Below are 14,395 nucleotides of genomic sequence, written 5' to 3' on the forward strand. Positions count from 1 at the left end.
GCTCGTGGAGCGGCGGAATTTCCGCTACGCCGGAATCAGCTGGGGTCGGATGACCGAACGGGCGCGCTCGTCCAGGGCTCGGGCGGCCTGGTTACGGACGTGGGGCCGGATCAGGTTGAACATGTCCGTCATGCGTTTGTCGATGCGACCGCTGTTGACCAACGGATAGTCGTCCAGAGCGAGTCCCCATGTCCGGCACGCGGCCTCCAGGTGTCCGACGGAGAGTTGCCGCTCGGCGAGGATCGCTCGTTCCTTGACGCGCGTGCGGCGGTAGACGCTGTACCGAAGCCGGTCCGACTCTTGCAGGGCCTCAACTGCGCCGCGCAGGTCGCCCATCTCATAACGCACCTGGCTGGTGTGATAGTTGAGCGATGCGGGGTCGTACGAACCGAATACCTTTGCGCCTGATTCCGCCTTGTCCATGGCCACCTCCGCTTCCTGCAAATACATGAGCGCGGATTTACGGTCCCCGATCTGTGCTGCGGCGTGCGCCTGTTGTCCCGCAAGGAAGGCGCGCATGCGTGGACCGGCCTGCGGCGCCGATGCGGCGGCAGAGTCGGCGAGCCGCTTCGCCACTGGGCCTTGGCCGAGATCGACCGCCTGCACACTCATGCCTCGGAGCGTGGTGCAGTACGTCAAGTGGTCTTCCGACGCTCCCGCAAGCTCCAGCGCCTTGAGGTAGTAGCGCTGCGCGAGACCGTGCAAGCCCTCGTCAACCGCCATGTAGCCGGTGAGATAGCAGAGATCGGATGCCGCGGACATCATGGCTTTCCGTACATCCTCGGGGCCTGGCACACGCAGGAATGGCGCGACTGTGTTCACGAGAAAGGTGGCTGCCAGAGGGCGCGCCGTGCGACCGCCGAACTGGTCGTCCATGGAAGAGAGCTGTTCTGTCATCGCGGAGACCGTGTGCACATCGGACATGCCGATACGGGTCCGCGCGCCACTTTGGGCAGATTCCATGCGCCCGACCACGTCCGGCCACTCGGGGACGGTCAGTGCGACGGAGAACAGGGCGATGCTCAGTACGCCACGACGGGAAGGGTCCATGTCCAGCCTCCCAAGATCGATGATCCCGTCAACTGTGCTGCCCTCCGTCTCCGTTACTCCCTCAGGAGCCGGGAAGCCGGCTTCCGCGTGTGTGACGGGCCGCCCGAGCCGTCGGGCGAACGCTTCCAAGATCAGCGAACGGGCGTCCTCGCGCGGAAGGCTCCCGCTCATCCATTGATGCACCGAGGGCGCGCGGTACTGCTTGGGGGTGCCGCGTTCGGTTCCCACCCTGTTGACCGCTTGCGCGCACTGCCGCAACGTCCAGCCGGTTTCGCGGAAGAGTTGCCCTAACGCTGTGTTCGGCCCGCTGGTGCCCACGATCGCTCAACTCCCCTGCACGATTAAGCCCATCGCTTAACGCCCTTAAACCCTGTGCGCTTTCCAACGGTACCGCCGCACCCGCCTGTGCCGTTGCCTAGTGCGAGCAGATGTGAACGGAACGTAAGGGGATGGGCGGGTGGGCGCAGAGTCGGTGATGCCTCCGGTCGGGGCGCTGATGGTGGACACGGGCAGTTCCGATCGCGTGGGCGTGTTCCGTGGGGTCGCTGGTCCGTACTGGTCGTTGCGGCCTGTGTGCGGCGGCGTCGAGTGGGAGGTGGCGCCTGAGCGCGTACGGCCCGCGACGGCTGCTGAGCGTCTGCGTGCCCGGACCGCTCGTGCGAACGCCCGGAGCAGGGGCGAGGTGCTGTGACCGGCCCGTGCCGGCTCGGATGCGGCGGGCCGCTCGCCGAGGTGATCCGCATCTAGGCCGACCCCGCCTCCCCGTGTGCGGTCGGTTGCACGGGCTGACGACCTCTTCCGTTCGTGGCCGGGAGTAGATCCGGCCGATCAAGGTTCCGTCCGGCAGGCGCGGGAAGTGCCGCGCTGCCGGGTGGGCGTCATACCCAGAGAGAGAGGGATCGCGTGATGTTTCACCGCAACCCCGTGGACGGGCTGGTCGTGTGCGACTCGGTCGGCCCTGACTACTTGGACGATCCTGACCGGGAGGTGGCGGTGGAGGCCGGTGTCCGGCTCGTCAACGCGCTGTTGCGGTTCGGCGTGAACCTGGAGCAGATTTCGGCCGACAAGGTTTGCCACACCTGTACCGACGTCAAGGACGCGTACCGCATCAGGCTGGGCATCCTGACGGTGGACGAGACCCGTGCGATGGCAGCTCAACTTGAGTCATTCGCCGTTGAGTTCGAGCGGATGCGGGAGCTGCTGTGCTCCATCCCGCCCAGGCGGCACGACGCGGTGGACGGTTCCTCCTGACCGGACACGCCACGGCAGCGAAGGACATGCCCCAGGCGGACCCAGTCCGCCCGCGAGCGCCGCTCCTCGCCGACGTACCGCCCCACGTACGCGTCGGCGGGGCCTCGCGCTGCGCCGACCTCCACGAAAGAGGCCCGACCCACCGTGCTGCAATGCACCGCCGTCACCGCCCTTCCTCCCGACGAAGCACTCGCAGCTCTCGTATCCATGGAAGGCGGCCCCGACGACGCGGACGATCTCCTTCACGACAAGCCATACGTGTTATGCGAGTTGGGCGAGCACCGCGAGGCGGTCGAGCACGCAGCGCGCCTGTGGACCGCCGAGACGGAACCGCCCGCAAGCCTGTGGTTCCTGTGGACCGACAGCTCGGGCAGCCATCGTGTCCACCACCGGCTTGTCACTCTTGCCCTGTGTCCTGTCCGTATCCACCACGTCAGAGAGAACTACCGGCAGTGGTGCGGCCTCTACGACGACCACCCCGGCAACCACAGCTTCCACGTCAGAGACCCCCTCCGCGACGCGCACCACGCACAGATCCGACGCGACGCCGAGCGCACGCACAGAGACGACCCCGACGACCCCGACGAGCGCTGACCCACCGGGGGACACCGTGCCAACAGGGGCAGCCCCCGCGGCGGGTCACCTCTCAGAACCGTAATCCGAGGAGCCCTTGTCAGGGTCACCCCCGCCTGCGCGGGGACGACACCACGTCAGCGATGCGCTGACTCAGGACTCCGGGAACACCCCCGCGTGCGCGGGGACGACAGTTCGTGACCTGCGGGTTTAGGTGGCGGGGTGGCCGTTACTTACTTCTTGAGAAACCGGCATATCGGTTCTTCCGCTATGAAGCGGTCGCGTGCGTGGTTCAGTCGGTGTCATTCTGCCCGCTGCCAGTTTGGTCGGTCTCCCTTTGGCGTAAGAGGTAGTGCTCCGCGTCCCGTAGAGGCGTGGTCCCAGTCGGTGCGCACGCAGTGAGTGAACCGTGCGCTTCCGAGGGGTTCGAGGGTGTTGCAGTCATCGACGGAGAGGGCAAGACGGTTGTCGTTGCAGACCAGGCGTATGGCGGGACGTGCAGGCGGGGCACGCTGTCTCCAGAAGGTGTGCTGAGGGGGCGGGCAGGTTGCAGGATGCTGCGGTCGAGCGATGCCGGGGAACTCAGCGACGCCGTCCTCGCTGACCGCATGGCCTGCTCGGGTCGGACTGCCGAGCGGGCGTGCTCGTTCCAAGCTGGGAGGCCCGGGTCCGGACCGGGGGCCGGCTCAGGGTGAACATGTTCATCGGTCCGCACGTCGCACCCCTGTCGCTACGGAACCGGCTGAGTTCGTCCGTAGTTCGTCCATCGCATCCTCGAAACGGGGCGACCACCCGGTACGCATGGAAGCGGCAGGCCCCCGGAGGAGCGAGCGAACGCCGACCGCGCGTCGTGTGACGGGGTGTGCCGCATTCCGGCATGGAGTGCGACGGGGTCGTCTTCGCTTCCGGATCGGTGTCAGGCAGCTTTGAGCCGGGCCACCGCTTGGATGCGGTCCTGGAGCCTGCGTACGGCAGTTGAAGGCCGTGGGGTGCTCAGCGTGCGCAGCTTGTCGAAATGCTCGTCACCTCGCGCTGTCGACAGCCCCTCGTAGTCGTCGAGGAAGCGACCCCACGATGCGCATGCCTCCTCCATGTGCCCGTACTCGTGCTGTCGCTGCGCCAGCACCGCGTGCGCATGAAGTCTTCCCTGCCGTTCCAGGGGGGACATGATCCGGATGGAGGACCGAAGTGCCTTGATGGAGGAGGCGAGTTCGCGCGATTCGTAGTGCACGTGGGACACGTGGAAGAGGAACGCGGCCTGGTCGTACCCGCCCACGGCGTCGCGCCGGGAATCCGCCTGGGCCAGAGCGGTTTCCGCTTCCTTGAGCCGTGCGATCGCTCCGTGCCGATCACCCACCATGGCCGAAGCGTGAGCCTGCTGACCGCGCAGAAACGCGACGAGACGCGGGCCCGCCTGCGGGGCGACCTCGGCTGCTGAATCTGCGTAGTCCAGCGCCTTCTGCCCGTACCGCAGGTGGGATGCCTGCAAGCTCATGCCGCGCAGAGTGCGGCTGTAGGTGAGCTGATCACCCGACTCCTTGGCCAGGTCCAGCGCCCGCAGGTAGTAGGTCTGGCCGAGCCCGTGGGCCCGTTCGTACATCGCCATCCAGCCAGTGAGATACGTGAGGTCCGACGCGGCCGAAAGCATGTCGCGGTGAACCTTCTCCGAGGCGGCGGCACGCAAGTAGCCCGCGACCGTATTCACCATGAACGCGGCTGCCATCGGCCGGGCATGCCCACCACCCAGTTCATCGAGGATATCTGCGATCTTGCCCGTCATCCGGCGGACGGTCTCGACTTCTCCGGGGCCAATTCGGCCGGTCGGCCGGGTGAAACGGTCGCGCTCATCAGCCTCCGCAGCGGAAGCGAGAGCGGAAAAGGCTGGAACGGTGAGGGCGGCGGAGTACAGACCGGTGGTCAAGAGTTTGCGACGGGAGGGGTTCATGTCTTCCTTCCCCAGGTTGATCAGGGACTCCACGGTGTCGCGCCGAGATCCGCTCCGGTCGCCTGCCGGTGGTTGCAGCCCTGCTTCGGCATAGGTCACCGGACGCCCCAGCCGGCGTTCAAGAACGGCCAGAATTACGGCCCTCACCTGCGCCTTCGGTTGGGCCCCCTGCTTCCACTGAGACACGGAGGGCTGCTTGTAGGCAAGAGCCAGACCAGCTTCAGACCCCACACGATTCACTGCGTGGGCGAATTTGGTTTCCGAGTATCCGGCCTGCTCAAGCAGGGTGCACAGTTCTTGGTTACGCCGTGCTCCTGGATTTGCGACCATCCCAACCCCTAGGGCTTATGGATCTTATGATCCGGCGTCCTCTCAACGGTACCGGGCACCATGGCCCGCACGGTTAGCTCAGCGTGCACGAACGAGGTGCACCGGTGCAATCAAGCAAGTTCCCACGAAGGTGAGACATGGGACAGAAAGTGAGTTCGCGGCCAAGGGTCGGCACGCTCGTAGTGGATACGGGCAGTTCCGATCGCGTGGGTGTGTTCCGTGGGGTTGCTGGTCCGTACTGGTCGTTGCGGCCCGTGGGCGGTGGTGTCGAGTGGGAGGCGGTGCCTGAGCGCGTACGGCCCGCGACGGCTGCGGAGGGCCTCCGCGCCCGGACCGCTCGTGCGAACGCCCGGAGCAGGGGCGAGGTGCTGTGACCGGTCAGCGCTTACGGGCCCCTGCAAGCCCCCGCGCACGGGGGTTGTGCCCGCGCCCGCTCGTACGGGATGTAGCCCGCAGGGCTGGTCCGTATCGAGGCCGACCCTGCCGCCTGCGTGCGGCCGGCGGCATGTTCTGACAACTTCTTCCGTTCGTGGCCGGGATGAGGCCCGGATGGGCTTTGCCCAGAGAGAGATGGATCGCGTGATGCTTCACCGCAACCCCGTGGACGGCCTGGTCGGATGCGACTCGGTCGGCCCCGACTACTTGGACGACCCTGACCGGGAGGTGGCGGTGGAGGCCGGTGTCCGGCTCGTCAATGCGCTGCTGCGGTTCGGCGTGAACCTGGAGCAGATCTCGGCCGACAAGGTCTGTCACACCTGTACCGACGTCAAGGACGCGTACCGCATCAGGCTGGGCATCCTGACGGTGGACGAGACCCGTGCGATGGCAGCTCAACTTGAGTCATTCGCCGTTGAGTTCGAGCGGATGCGGGAGCTGTTGTGCTCCATCCCGCCCAGGCGGTCCGACGCGGTGGACGGATCCTCCTGACCGGACACGCCACGGCAGCGAAGGACATGCCCCAGGGCCGACCCAGTCCGCCCGCGAGCACCGCTCCCCGCCGACGTACTGCCCTACGTACGCGTCGGCGGGGCCTCGCGTTGCCCCGACCTCCACGAAAGAGGCCCGACCCACCGTGCTGCAATGCACCGCCGTCACCGCCCTTCCTCCCGACGAAGCACTCGCAGCTCTCGTATCCATGGAAGGCGGCCCCGACGACGCGGACGATCTCCTTCACGACAAGCCATACGTGTTATGCGAGTTGGGTGAACACGGCGAGGCGGTCGAGCACGCAACCTGTCTGTGGACCGCCGAGACGGAACCGCCCGCAAGCCTGTGGTTCCTGTGGGTCGGGAGCGCGGGCGGCCATCGTGTCCACCACCGGTTCACCGCGCTGCCTCTGTGTCCTGTCCGTATCCACCACGTCAGGGAGAACTACCGGCAGTGGTGCGGCCTCTACGACGACCACCCCGGCAACCACAGCTTCCACGTCAGAGACCCCCTCCGCGACGCGCACCACGCACAGATCCGACGCGACGCCGAGCGCACGCACAGAGACGACCCCGACGACCCCGACGAGCGCTGACTCACCGGGGAGCACCCGCGCCGGGAGGGCAGCTCCCGTGGTAGCGGCTTCACCGGACAGGCCGCTGCAAACCTTTTCCTGATTCTCGTCGAGGGTGGCCTCCTTCCGGGAGAGGCCGCGTTCCTTGCGACGGTCGTACACGGCCTTGGCGAAGGCCATGGTGAGCCGGGTCGCCGCGCGCTCCGCACGGGTCTCCTCGGACTCCTCGTTACCGGTGGCCTTCGGTCGGGCGAGTGACGTGGCCAGGAAGCCTGACCACGTAGCCCGTCGGCGTGCCGCCCGGTGGGTCGCGGTCACCGGGCGGCACGCACGGCCACCGGCCGGCGGAGGAAGGTGCTCAGTAGCCGCCGTGGTCGCCGTAGCCGTAGTCCGGCTCGTGGCTGGGCCCGGGCGCTGTCGGCGTAGGAGTGGGACGGGACGTCGGGGGCTTGGTGACCGGAGGCGTGGTCGGCGGGAGCGTGATCGGGGGAACGGTGACGGGAGGGACCGTGACCGGCGGGATCGTGATGGGCGGGTCGGTCACCGGCGGCACGGTGATGGGAGGCACGGTGACGGGCGGGATGGTGATGGGCGGGTCGGTGACCGGCGGTTGAGTGGGCGGAGGTGTCGTGACCGGGGGTGACGTGACCGGCGGTGTCGTGACCGGCGGTGTCGTGACCGGCGGGGAGGTGGTGCCGTCGCAGGTGACGTCCACGTGACCGAGCTCGACGTCGACAAGGGGCCCGTCGTACAGCTCTCCGCCCTCTTCGTCGCGCAGGGTGCCGGAGATGGTGATGTCCAGGGCGGCCCGGGCGGTGGACTGCGGCTGGTAGGCGCCTCCCGAGGGGTCTTCGATCTGGTCGTACCGGACGGTGAGGGTGGCGGTGCTGACGTCGGCGGCGCCCAGCTCCGCTCCCGTGACCTCGAGCTGCGTCGTACCGGTGGGCACCTGGCGTCCCAGGACGCCGATGGTGTTGGAGTCGGTGCGCGCGTAGGCCAGAGCGAGCGGGCCGATGGGAGCGGGGATGCACTCGGCGTAGGCGTCCAGGGAACCCACGCTGAGGAAGTCCCGCTCGTTCAGCGACAGGGTGAACCCGGACGCCTGCGCCTGGGCCCAGTTCCTCGCCGCCTCGGCGTTCGTTCTGGCCACTGCCTGGCCGCGTACGGTCAGGTAGTTCAGGACTCCCGACGGGTCGGAGAGGTCTCCGTTGTCGAGTCCTCCGTTCGGTGGGGAGCCCGCTGTGCCGAAGACACCGGTGAAGGCGTCCAGTCCGGCCGCGGGGACGTCGGAGATGGTGAGGTCGGCCAGAACGCTGTTGGCCACGTCGCCGTCGGCGGCCCGGGCGCCGGTGCTGGTGATCGTGAAACCGGCGGCGGTCAGGGTCGCGGCCGCGGTTACGGCCAGCGTGGCGCGGATGGCGGAACGTCGCACGCCAGGGCGGAGGGGGAGGGTTGTCGGCATGGATTAATGGGAGCGGATCGATGTCGCAAGTCGAGGGATTCACCGCCGAACAGGTGTGTCGCAGCACCGCTCCCTCGCGTGGCCGCACGGGTGGGGCCTGGCAGAGCCGCCTTACGGTTCACCGAGTGGCCCTTGCGGTTCACCGAGCCGTTGCGCCGTGAACGCTGATCCGGTGGGGCGTCGCTACTGCGTCGGGGTGAAACCACTCGCGGAGCTGTGGCCGGGCGAGTGGGTGCCCGGCCGACCACAGCGCCGCGGACCGGCCGACCGGGCACCGGAACCGGCCGGCCGGGACCAGGAACCGGCCGGCCGGGACCAGGAACCGGCCGGCCGGGACCAGGAACCGGCCGGCCGGGACCCGAAACCGGCCGAGCCGGGGCTGAGGCGCGTGACGGGCCCCGTGTCAGACCCCCGCCGGGGCCTTGGCCGGGTCGGGGCCGGGGCCCGGGTCCGGGTTGTCGGAGTCGTTCGGGCCGGAACCGGCCGGGGCGGGGTGGGTGTTGCCCGTGGCGGCGACCGTGGAGTGGGCCGGTTCGCGGGAGACGTTGAACTCGGCCAGCAGGTCCTTGCCGAAGCCGAAGAAGTACGTGGCCAGGAAGCCGGCGACGTAACCCACCAGCAGGCCGCCCCCGTAGATCGCGATCGTGGAGCCCAGGCCGTGGTTGCCGTCCAGGAGCGGGAACAGGGCCCAGCCGGACGGGCCGATGGCCGTCGAGCCGACCGTGTCGCCGAGCTGGTTGAACAGGCCGACGAAGCCGCCGCCGAAGGCCCCGCCGACGCACGCCGTGATGAACGGGCGGCCCAGCGGGAGCGAGACGCCGTAGATCAGGGGCTCGCCGACGCCCAGCAGCCCCGCCGGGAGAGCGGACTTGATCGTGCGGCGGATCGACTCGTTGCGGGGGAGACGGACGTACACCGCCACCGCCGCGCCCACCTGGCCGGCGCCCGCCATCGCCAGGATCGGCAGCAGCACCGTGTAGCCCTGCTGCTCGATGAGCGTCGTGTGGATCGGGATCAGCGCCTGGTGCAGGCCCAGCATGACCAGCGGGAGGAACAGGCCGCCGAGGACGAAGCCCGCGCCCGCGCCGCCGTTGGACAGCAGCCAGTCCGCGAACGTCCCGATCGCGGACGAGATCTCCCCCGCCACGTACATCAGGCCGAAGATCGTCACCAGGCCGGAGATCAGCACCGTCAGCGTCGGGGTGACCAGGACGTCCAGTGCCTCCGGCACCCAGCGCCGGCACCACTTCTCCACGTACACCGCCAGCACCGCCGCGCCCAGCGCGCCGAGCACGCCGCCCTGGCCGGGGGAGAGCGTCTGGCCGAAGGCGTCGATGTTCGTCACGCCCGGGAAGACGATGATCGCGGCCACCGCACCGCCCAGGATCGGCGTGCCGCCGAACTCCTTCGCCGTGTTGTAACCGACGAACACCGCGATCAGCGCCATGAAGCCGGACGCCATCGCCGCCAGGGCGGGCGTCACGGCGGGCAGCCACTCCAGGTTCACCAGCAGGCCGTTGAGGCCCGCGATGATGCCGCAGCCGATGAGCGCGGGGATCAGCGGGACGAAGATGTTGGCGATCTTCCGCAGGAACAGCTTGAACGGGGTGGCGTTCTTCGCCTTCCGCTCCGCCCTGATCGCCGCGCCCTGGGCTGCCAGCTCCTCCGCCGTGGCGGGGGCCGCGCCGGGTTCGGGGGCCGGGGCCGGGGCGGCCTCGCGGGCCTCCTCGACCAGCTGCTCGAACTCCGGGGTGACGCGGGCGACCGTGCCCGGACCCAGCACGATCTGGTACGTGTCGTCCTCGACGACGCCCATCACGGCGGGGAGGGCCTTCAGCGCCTCGTCGTCGACGAGGGACCGGTCGTGCAGCCCGAGCCGGAGCCGGGTCATGCAGTGGGCGACGGAGGCGACGTTCGCCGCGCCGCCGACGAGCGGCAGGATCGCGGCGGCGGTGGCGCGGTTCTTGTCTTCAGTGGCCATGGTGCTCGGTGCCTTGCTGTGCGGGGGGTGGGGGACCCCGGGGTGGGTCAGGTGGTGCGGACGGCCGTGAGGGCGGCGCGGAGGTGGCCGTTCGCCTCGGTGAGGCGGGCCGCGGCGGTGGGGCCGTCGACCTGGCCGAGAACGACCAGGATCGCGTTCTTGACCTCGCCGTCGGTGGCCGCGAGGGCGGCCTCGATCTCGGCGTCGGACGCGCCGGTGGCCAGGGAGACGATGTGCCGGGAGCGGGCCCGAAGCTTCTCGTTGGAGGCGCGGACGTCGACCATGAGGTTCCCGTACGTCTTGCCGAGCCGGATCATCGTGATCGTCGAGATCATGTTGAGGACGAGCTTCTGCGCGGTGCCCGCCTTGAGCCGGGTCGAGCCGGTGAGCAGCTCGGGTCCGGTGACGACCTCCAGGCCGTGTTCGGCGGCGGCGCCCAGCGCGGAACCGGCGTTGCAGGAGAGCCCGATGGTCAGGGCGCCCCGCGCGCGGGCGTGCTCGACCGCGCCGATCGCGTACGGCGTGCGGCCGGAGGCGGAGATGCCGACCACCGTGTCGTCGGCGGTCAGCTTCAGCCCGTCCAGGTCGGCGGCGGCCAGCTCCTTGCTGTCCTCCGCGCCCTCGACGGCCGTGACCATGGCGGAGGGGCCGCCCGCGATCAGGCCGACGACCTCGGACGGGTCGGTGTTGAAGGTGGGCGGGCACTCGCTGGCGTCCAGCACCCCGAGGCGGCCCGCCGTGCCCGCGCCCGCGTAGATCAGCCGGCCGCCGCGCGCCATGCGCTCGGCGATGGCGTCGATGGCGGCGGCGATCTGCGGCAGCCGCTCGGCGACGGCGGCGGGGACGGTGGTGTCCTCGCCGTTCATGATCCGCGCGATCTCCTCGGTGGACAGCCGGTCGATCTCGGCCAGCTCGGGGCGGAACGCCTCGGTGGCGAGGGTGGCCAGCTGGGCGCGCAGCTCGCCGTAGGTCCCGGAGGTGTCGGTCGCGCCGGGGACGTCGGGGGTGCCGGGGGTGCCGGGGTTCGCGTCGGTGGTGGAGGTCATGAGGTGCGGCTCAGCTTTCTCGGTCTGCACAGAGTGCTCGGTCTGCTCGGTCTGTGCGGGGCGCTTGGTCTGAACGGTCTGCGCGGTGTTCTCGGCGGTCCCGGTCCCGGTCACGCTCCCGGTCGCGTACGGGTGCGCGTACGAGGTCCGGGCCCGGTCAGCGGGCGCGGGGGCTGTGGCGGTGGGCGAGGGCCTCGTAGGAGGCGGCGAGCGCCGGCGCGGCGGTCTCGTACGTCCGCTGCGCGACACCTATGAACAGGCAGTCGACGACGAGCAGCTGGCTGGTCCGGCTCGACATGGCGGCCGGTCGCAGCTCGCTCTCGCGTGCGGTGGAGGTGGTCAGCACGTGGTCCGCGTACTGCGACACGGGGCCGTCGGGCCGTCCGGTGATCGCGATCGTGGTCGCCCCGCGGTCGAAGGCGGCCCGCAGCGGCTCGATGACGTCGCCGGTGGAGCCGGAGTGCGTGATCGCGATGGCCACATCGCCGCTGCGGAGCTGCACCGCGTTGGTCACCGCGAGGTGCGGGTCCATGTGGGCGTGGGCGATGAGGCCGATCCGGAGCAGCTTCTGCGCCAGGTCCTGGCCGACGAGGGAGGAGGCGCCGACGCCGTAGACGTCGATGCGGCGGGCGGTCGCGGCGGCGGCGACGGCGGCCCCCAGCTGTACGGTGTCGAGCCCGGCGGCCGTGTCGGCGAGGGTCTGCTGCTCGTCGTAGGCGAGCTTGGCGACGACGTCGGCGATCGGGTCGTCCACCGCGATGTCGGCGGTGACGGCGGGGGCCCGGCCGGACTCCTGGTGTGCGGCGAGGCCGGCCAGCGCGAGGCGCAGATCCCGGTAGCCGGGGTAGCCGAGGAGGCGGGCCGTGCGGACGACCGTGGCCTCGCTGGTGCCCGTGCGCTCGGCGAGGCCGGTGACGGTGAGGGCGGCGCAGCCGGCCGGGTCGCCCGCCACGGCTTCGGCGACCAGCTGCATCGAGCGGGTCATGGAGGGGGCGAGGGTCCGGACCTTGGCGGCCAGCGCCGCCGGAGCGGGTGGGGAGTCGCCGTTGAAACTTTCCTTCACGTCACTGGTCACATATGAAAGATATTTTCAACCCCGGGACCCGTCAACCCCTCAGCGGTCTCTACCACTGGCGGAGCCTCCGGCGGATCGTTTCGCGCGCGGGCGCACAATGGGGGCATGGAGCTGAACCCCCTGGAGCAGGCACTGCACACCGCCCGCGCGCTGGTCGTGGCCGATCTGGCGGCGGCCGACGTCGCGGAGGCGGACATCGTCTCGCTGGTCGAGGACGCGGTGACACACCGGCGGTGGTGGGTGGAGCAGTGGCCGGAGGGTGCGGAGTTCGTGGCCGGGCTGATCGCCCAGGACGTCCAGGACGCGCTGCTGGAGCGGTACGGGCGGTGGCCGCTGTGCCCCGCGTGCTCGGCGGAGGAAGAGCCGCACGCGCTGGACGTGGAACCGGAGCTGGGCCCCGACCCGCACTGGGTCTGCACGAAGGCGGCCGTCGCGGTGGCCCCGGTGGGGGCGCTGGGCGAGGTACTGCGGCGGTGACGCTCTACATCGACCCGCCCACCTGGCCCGGCCACGGCCGCCTCTGGTCGCACCTGGTCAGCGATGTCTCGTTCGAGGAGCTGCACGCCTTCGCCGCCGCGATCGGCTGTCCGGCGCGCGCCTTCGAGCGCGACCACTACGACGTACCGGAGGCGCACTACGCGGACGCCGTACGGGCCGGGGCGCGGGAGGTCGGCTCGAAGGAGCTGGTCCGGCGCCTTACGGCCGCCGGGCTGAGGAGGCCGAAGGGGCGTCCGGCACCGGGACAGCCCCACCCGCCGACGCGCTCTTCGTGACGTCCGCCGCACCCTTCGCGATCAGCCGCGACCGCGACCGGCCGGTGCCGTGGCCGCCCTCGCCGCGCTGGAGGCGCAGGGCCACGCCGACCGCCGCCAGGGCCAGGGCCGTCATCGCCGCACCCGCCCAGGCCGTGGACGCGAAGCCGAAGTCCAGGTCGATCACCGTGCCGCCGAGCCACGGTCCGCTCGTGTTGCCCAGGTTGAACGCCGCCGTCGTGGTGGCCCCGGCCAGCGTGGGGGCGGCCCCGGCCACGTTGAACATCCGCGCGTTCAGCGCGGGGGCGGTGAAGAAGGCGGACAGGCCCAGCAGGAACGCCAGCGCGATGACCACCACCGGGCTGGAGGCGAACAGGGCCAGCGCCACCAGGAACACCGTGGACGCCGCGATGCCGCTCAGCAGCACTCCGAAGAGGTGCGCGTCCGCGACCCGGCCGCCGACCATCGTGCCGACCAGCGCGCCCACCCCGAACAGGCCGAGAATCCACGGCACCCAGCCGGACTCCAGCCCCGCCACGTCCGTGAGCAACGGCGCCAGATAGCTGAACGCGCAGAACACGCCACCCGCCGCGAGCGCGGTGACCACGATCGCCAGCCAGACCTGGCGGTCCCGGTAGATCGCCAGCTCCCGCTTCAGCGCGGGCTTCTTCTCGGGCAGCGGGATGTACGGGATGCGTGTGACGACGCCGACCAGTGCCACGGCCGAGGCCGCGCCGACCGCCCAGAACGCCGAACGCCAGCCGAAGTGCTCGCCGAGGAAGGCCCCCAGGGGTACGCCGAGCACGTTCGCCACGGACAGGCCGCCGATCATCACGGCCATCGCGCGTGCCCGCGCGTTCACCGGGACCATGGCGATGGCCACGGCCGCCCCGACGGCCCAGAACCCCGCACACGCGAGCGCGCTCAGCACGCGGGAGGCGAAGAGGATCTCGTACGTCGGGGCCAGGGCGCCGGCCACCTGGCCGAGGCCGAACACCGAGATCAGCGCGATCAGCGTGGTGCGGCGCGGTAGCCGGAGGGTGGCCACGGCCAGCAGCGGGGCGCCGACCACCATGCCGATCGCGAACGCGGATATGAGGAGTCCGGCCTGCGGGATCGACACGTCCATGTCGTCCGCGATGGGCGGGAGCAGACCCGACAGCATGAACTCGCTGGTGCCGAGTGCGAAGACCGAGAGGCCGAGAATGTATACGGCCAGGGGCATGGGGGCGCGGCGTGAGGGAGAGTCGGGCATGACTCGTCCCAACGCCGGGAAACGTTTGCGCATTCCCGGCGTGGGGAGGGCAACGTACCTGTTCACACGCCTGTCACGTGGGACACGGGCACCTCGCGCGGACGGCCGGAAGCCACCCGCGCGGCGGGGCCGGAGAGGCAGCCGCGCGGCGGCGGCCGGAGAAGCACCCGCCAC

General features: G+C 70.2%; 15 protein-coding genes. 8 read left to right on the plus strand and 7 right to left on the minus strand.

Annotation, left to right across the window (positions count from 1 at the left end):
* Window positions 1-24: 24 nt before the first annotated feature.
* The gene (locus QFZ71_RS16690) at window positions 25-1,368 is read right to left on the minus strand and encodes a tetratricopeptide repeat protein (protein WP_307669008.1); all 1,344 of its coding nucleotides are present in this window, start codon (window positions 1,366-1,368) and stop codon (window positions 25-27) included.
* Window positions 1,369-1,525: 157 nt separating this feature from the next.
* Between QFZ71_RS16690 and QFZ71_RS16695 the strand changes: the two genes are divergently transcribed.
* The 3 genes from QFZ71_RS16695 (at window position 1,526) to QFZ71_RS16705 (ending at window position 2,895) form a co-directional block, all read left to right on the plus strand.
* Window positions 1,526-1,741 (plus strand): hypothetical protein, encoded by a 216-nt coding sequence (locus QFZ71_RS16695; RefSeq protein ID WP_307671483.1) that lies wholly within the window; start codon window positions 1,526-1,528, stop codon window positions 1,739-1,741.
* A gap of 215 nt (window positions 1,742-1,956) precedes the next feature.
* Window positions 1,957-2,301 (plus strand): hypothetical protein, encoded by a 345-nt coding sequence (locus tag QFZ71_RS16700; protein ID WP_307669009.1) that lies wholly within the window; start codon window positions 1,957-1,959, stop codon window positions 2,299-2,301.
* A 144-nt stretch (window positions 2,302-2,445) separates the two neighbouring features.
* Entirely contained in the window at window positions 2,446-2,895 is a 450-nt protein-coding gene (locus QFZ71_RS16705; protein ID WP_307669010.1) for a hypothetical protein, read from the plus strand.
* A gap of 895 nt (window positions 2,896-3,790) precedes the next feature.
* On the opposite strand, the gene QFZ71_RS16710 is transcribed toward QFZ71_RS16705, so the two are convergent.
* Window positions 3,791-5,149, minus strand: coding sequence for a hypothetical protein (locus QFZ71_RS16710; protein WP_307669011.1), 1,359 nt, complete (start codon window positions 5,147-5,149; stop codon window positions 3,791-3,793).
* Window positions 5,150-5,286: 137 nt separating this feature from the next.
* On the opposite strand from QFZ71_RS16710, the gene QFZ71_RS16715 reads away from it, so the two are divergent.
* The 3 genes from QFZ71_RS16715 to QFZ71_RS16725 all read left to right on the plus strand — a co-directional run bounded on the left by QFZ71_RS16715 (window position 5,287) and on the right by QFZ71_RS16725 (window position 6,671).
* Window positions 5,287-5,523: a hypothetical protein gene (locus QFZ71_RS16715; protein WP_307669012.1), complete on the plus strand. Its 237-nt coding sequence runs from the start codon at window positions 5,287-5,289 to the stop codon at window positions 5,521-5,523.
* Between the two features lie 208 nt (window positions 5,524-5,731).
* Window positions 5,732-6,076: a hypothetical protein gene (locus QFZ71_RS16720; RefSeq protein ID WP_307669013.1), complete on the plus strand. Its 345-nt coding sequence runs from the start codon at window positions 5,732-5,734 to the stop codon at window positions 6,074-6,076.
* Between the two features lie 145 nt (window positions 6,077-6,221).
* Window positions 6,222-6,671, plus strand: coding sequence for a hypothetical protein (locus QFZ71_RS16725; RefSeq protein ID WP_307669014.1), 450 nt, complete (start codon window positions 6,222-6,224; stop codon window positions 6,669-6,671).
* Window positions 6,672-7,008: 337 nt separating this feature from the next.
* Here QFZ71_RS16725 and QFZ71_RS16730 read toward each other — a convergent pair whose 3' ends face one another.
* The 4 genes from QFZ71_RS16730 to QFZ71_RS16745 form a co-directional block, all read right to left on the minus strand.
* Window positions 7,009-8,082, minus strand: a complete 1,074-nt coding sequence (locus QFZ71_RS16730) for a hypothetical protein (RefSeq protein WP_307669015.1) — start codon at window positions 8,080-8,082, stop codon at window positions 7,009-7,011.
* Window positions 8,083-8,515: 433 nt separating this feature from the next.
* Window positions 8,516-10,093, minus strand: coding sequence for a PTS transporter subunit EIIC (locus QFZ71_RS16735; protein WP_307669016.1), 1,578 nt, complete (start codon window positions 10,091-10,093; stop codon window positions 8,516-8,518).
* 47 nt (window positions 10,094-10,140) lie between these two features.
* The gene (gene murQ, locus QFZ71_RS16740) at window positions 10,141-11,139 is read right to left on the minus strand and encodes an N-acetylmuramic acid 6-phosphate etherase (protein ID WP_307671484.1); all 999 of its coding nucleotides are present in this window, start codon (window positions 11,137-11,139) and stop codon (window positions 10,141-10,143) included.
* A gap of 157 nt (window positions 11,140-11,296) precedes the next feature.
* Window positions 11,297-12,214: a MurR/RpiR family transcriptional regulator gene (locus tag QFZ71_RS16745; protein ID WP_307669017.1), complete on the minus strand. Its 918-nt coding sequence runs from the start codon at window positions 12,212-12,214 to the stop codon at window positions 11,297-11,299.
* 105 nt (window positions 12,215-12,319) lie between these two features.
* Between QFZ71_RS16745 and QFZ71_RS16750 the strand changes: the two genes are divergently transcribed.
* Window positions 12,320-12,691: a hypothetical protein gene (locus QFZ71_RS16750; RefSeq protein WP_307669018.1), complete on the plus strand. Its 372-nt coding sequence runs from the start codon at window positions 12,320-12,322 to the stop codon at window positions 12,689-12,691.
* On the plus strand, window positions 12,688-12,987 hold the full coding sequence (locus QFZ71_RS16755) for a DUF4031 domain-containing protein (protein ID WP_307669019.1): 300 nt from the start codon (window positions 12,688-12,690) through the stop codon (window positions 12,985-12,987). Before QFZ71_RS16750 ends, QFZ71_RS16755 begins: the two co-directional genes overlap by 4 nt.
* Here the strand turns inward: QFZ71_RS16755 and QFZ71_RS16760 are convergent.
* Window positions 12,911-14,191: a Cmx/CmrA family chloramphenicol efflux MFS transporter gene (locus tag QFZ71_RS16760; RefSeq protein WP_307669020.1), complete on the minus strand. Its 1,281-nt coding sequence runs from the start codon at window positions 14,189-14,191 to the stop codon at window positions 12,911-12,913. The genes QFZ71_RS16755 and QFZ71_RS16760 overlap by 77 nt on opposite strands.
* Window positions 14,192-14,395 lie beyond the last annotated feature (204 nt).

It is taken from the genome of Streptomyces sp. V2I9, assembly GCF_030817475.1.
Taxonomy (GTDB): Bacteria; Actinomycetota; Actinomycetes; order Streptomycetales; family Streptomycetaceae; genus Streptomyces.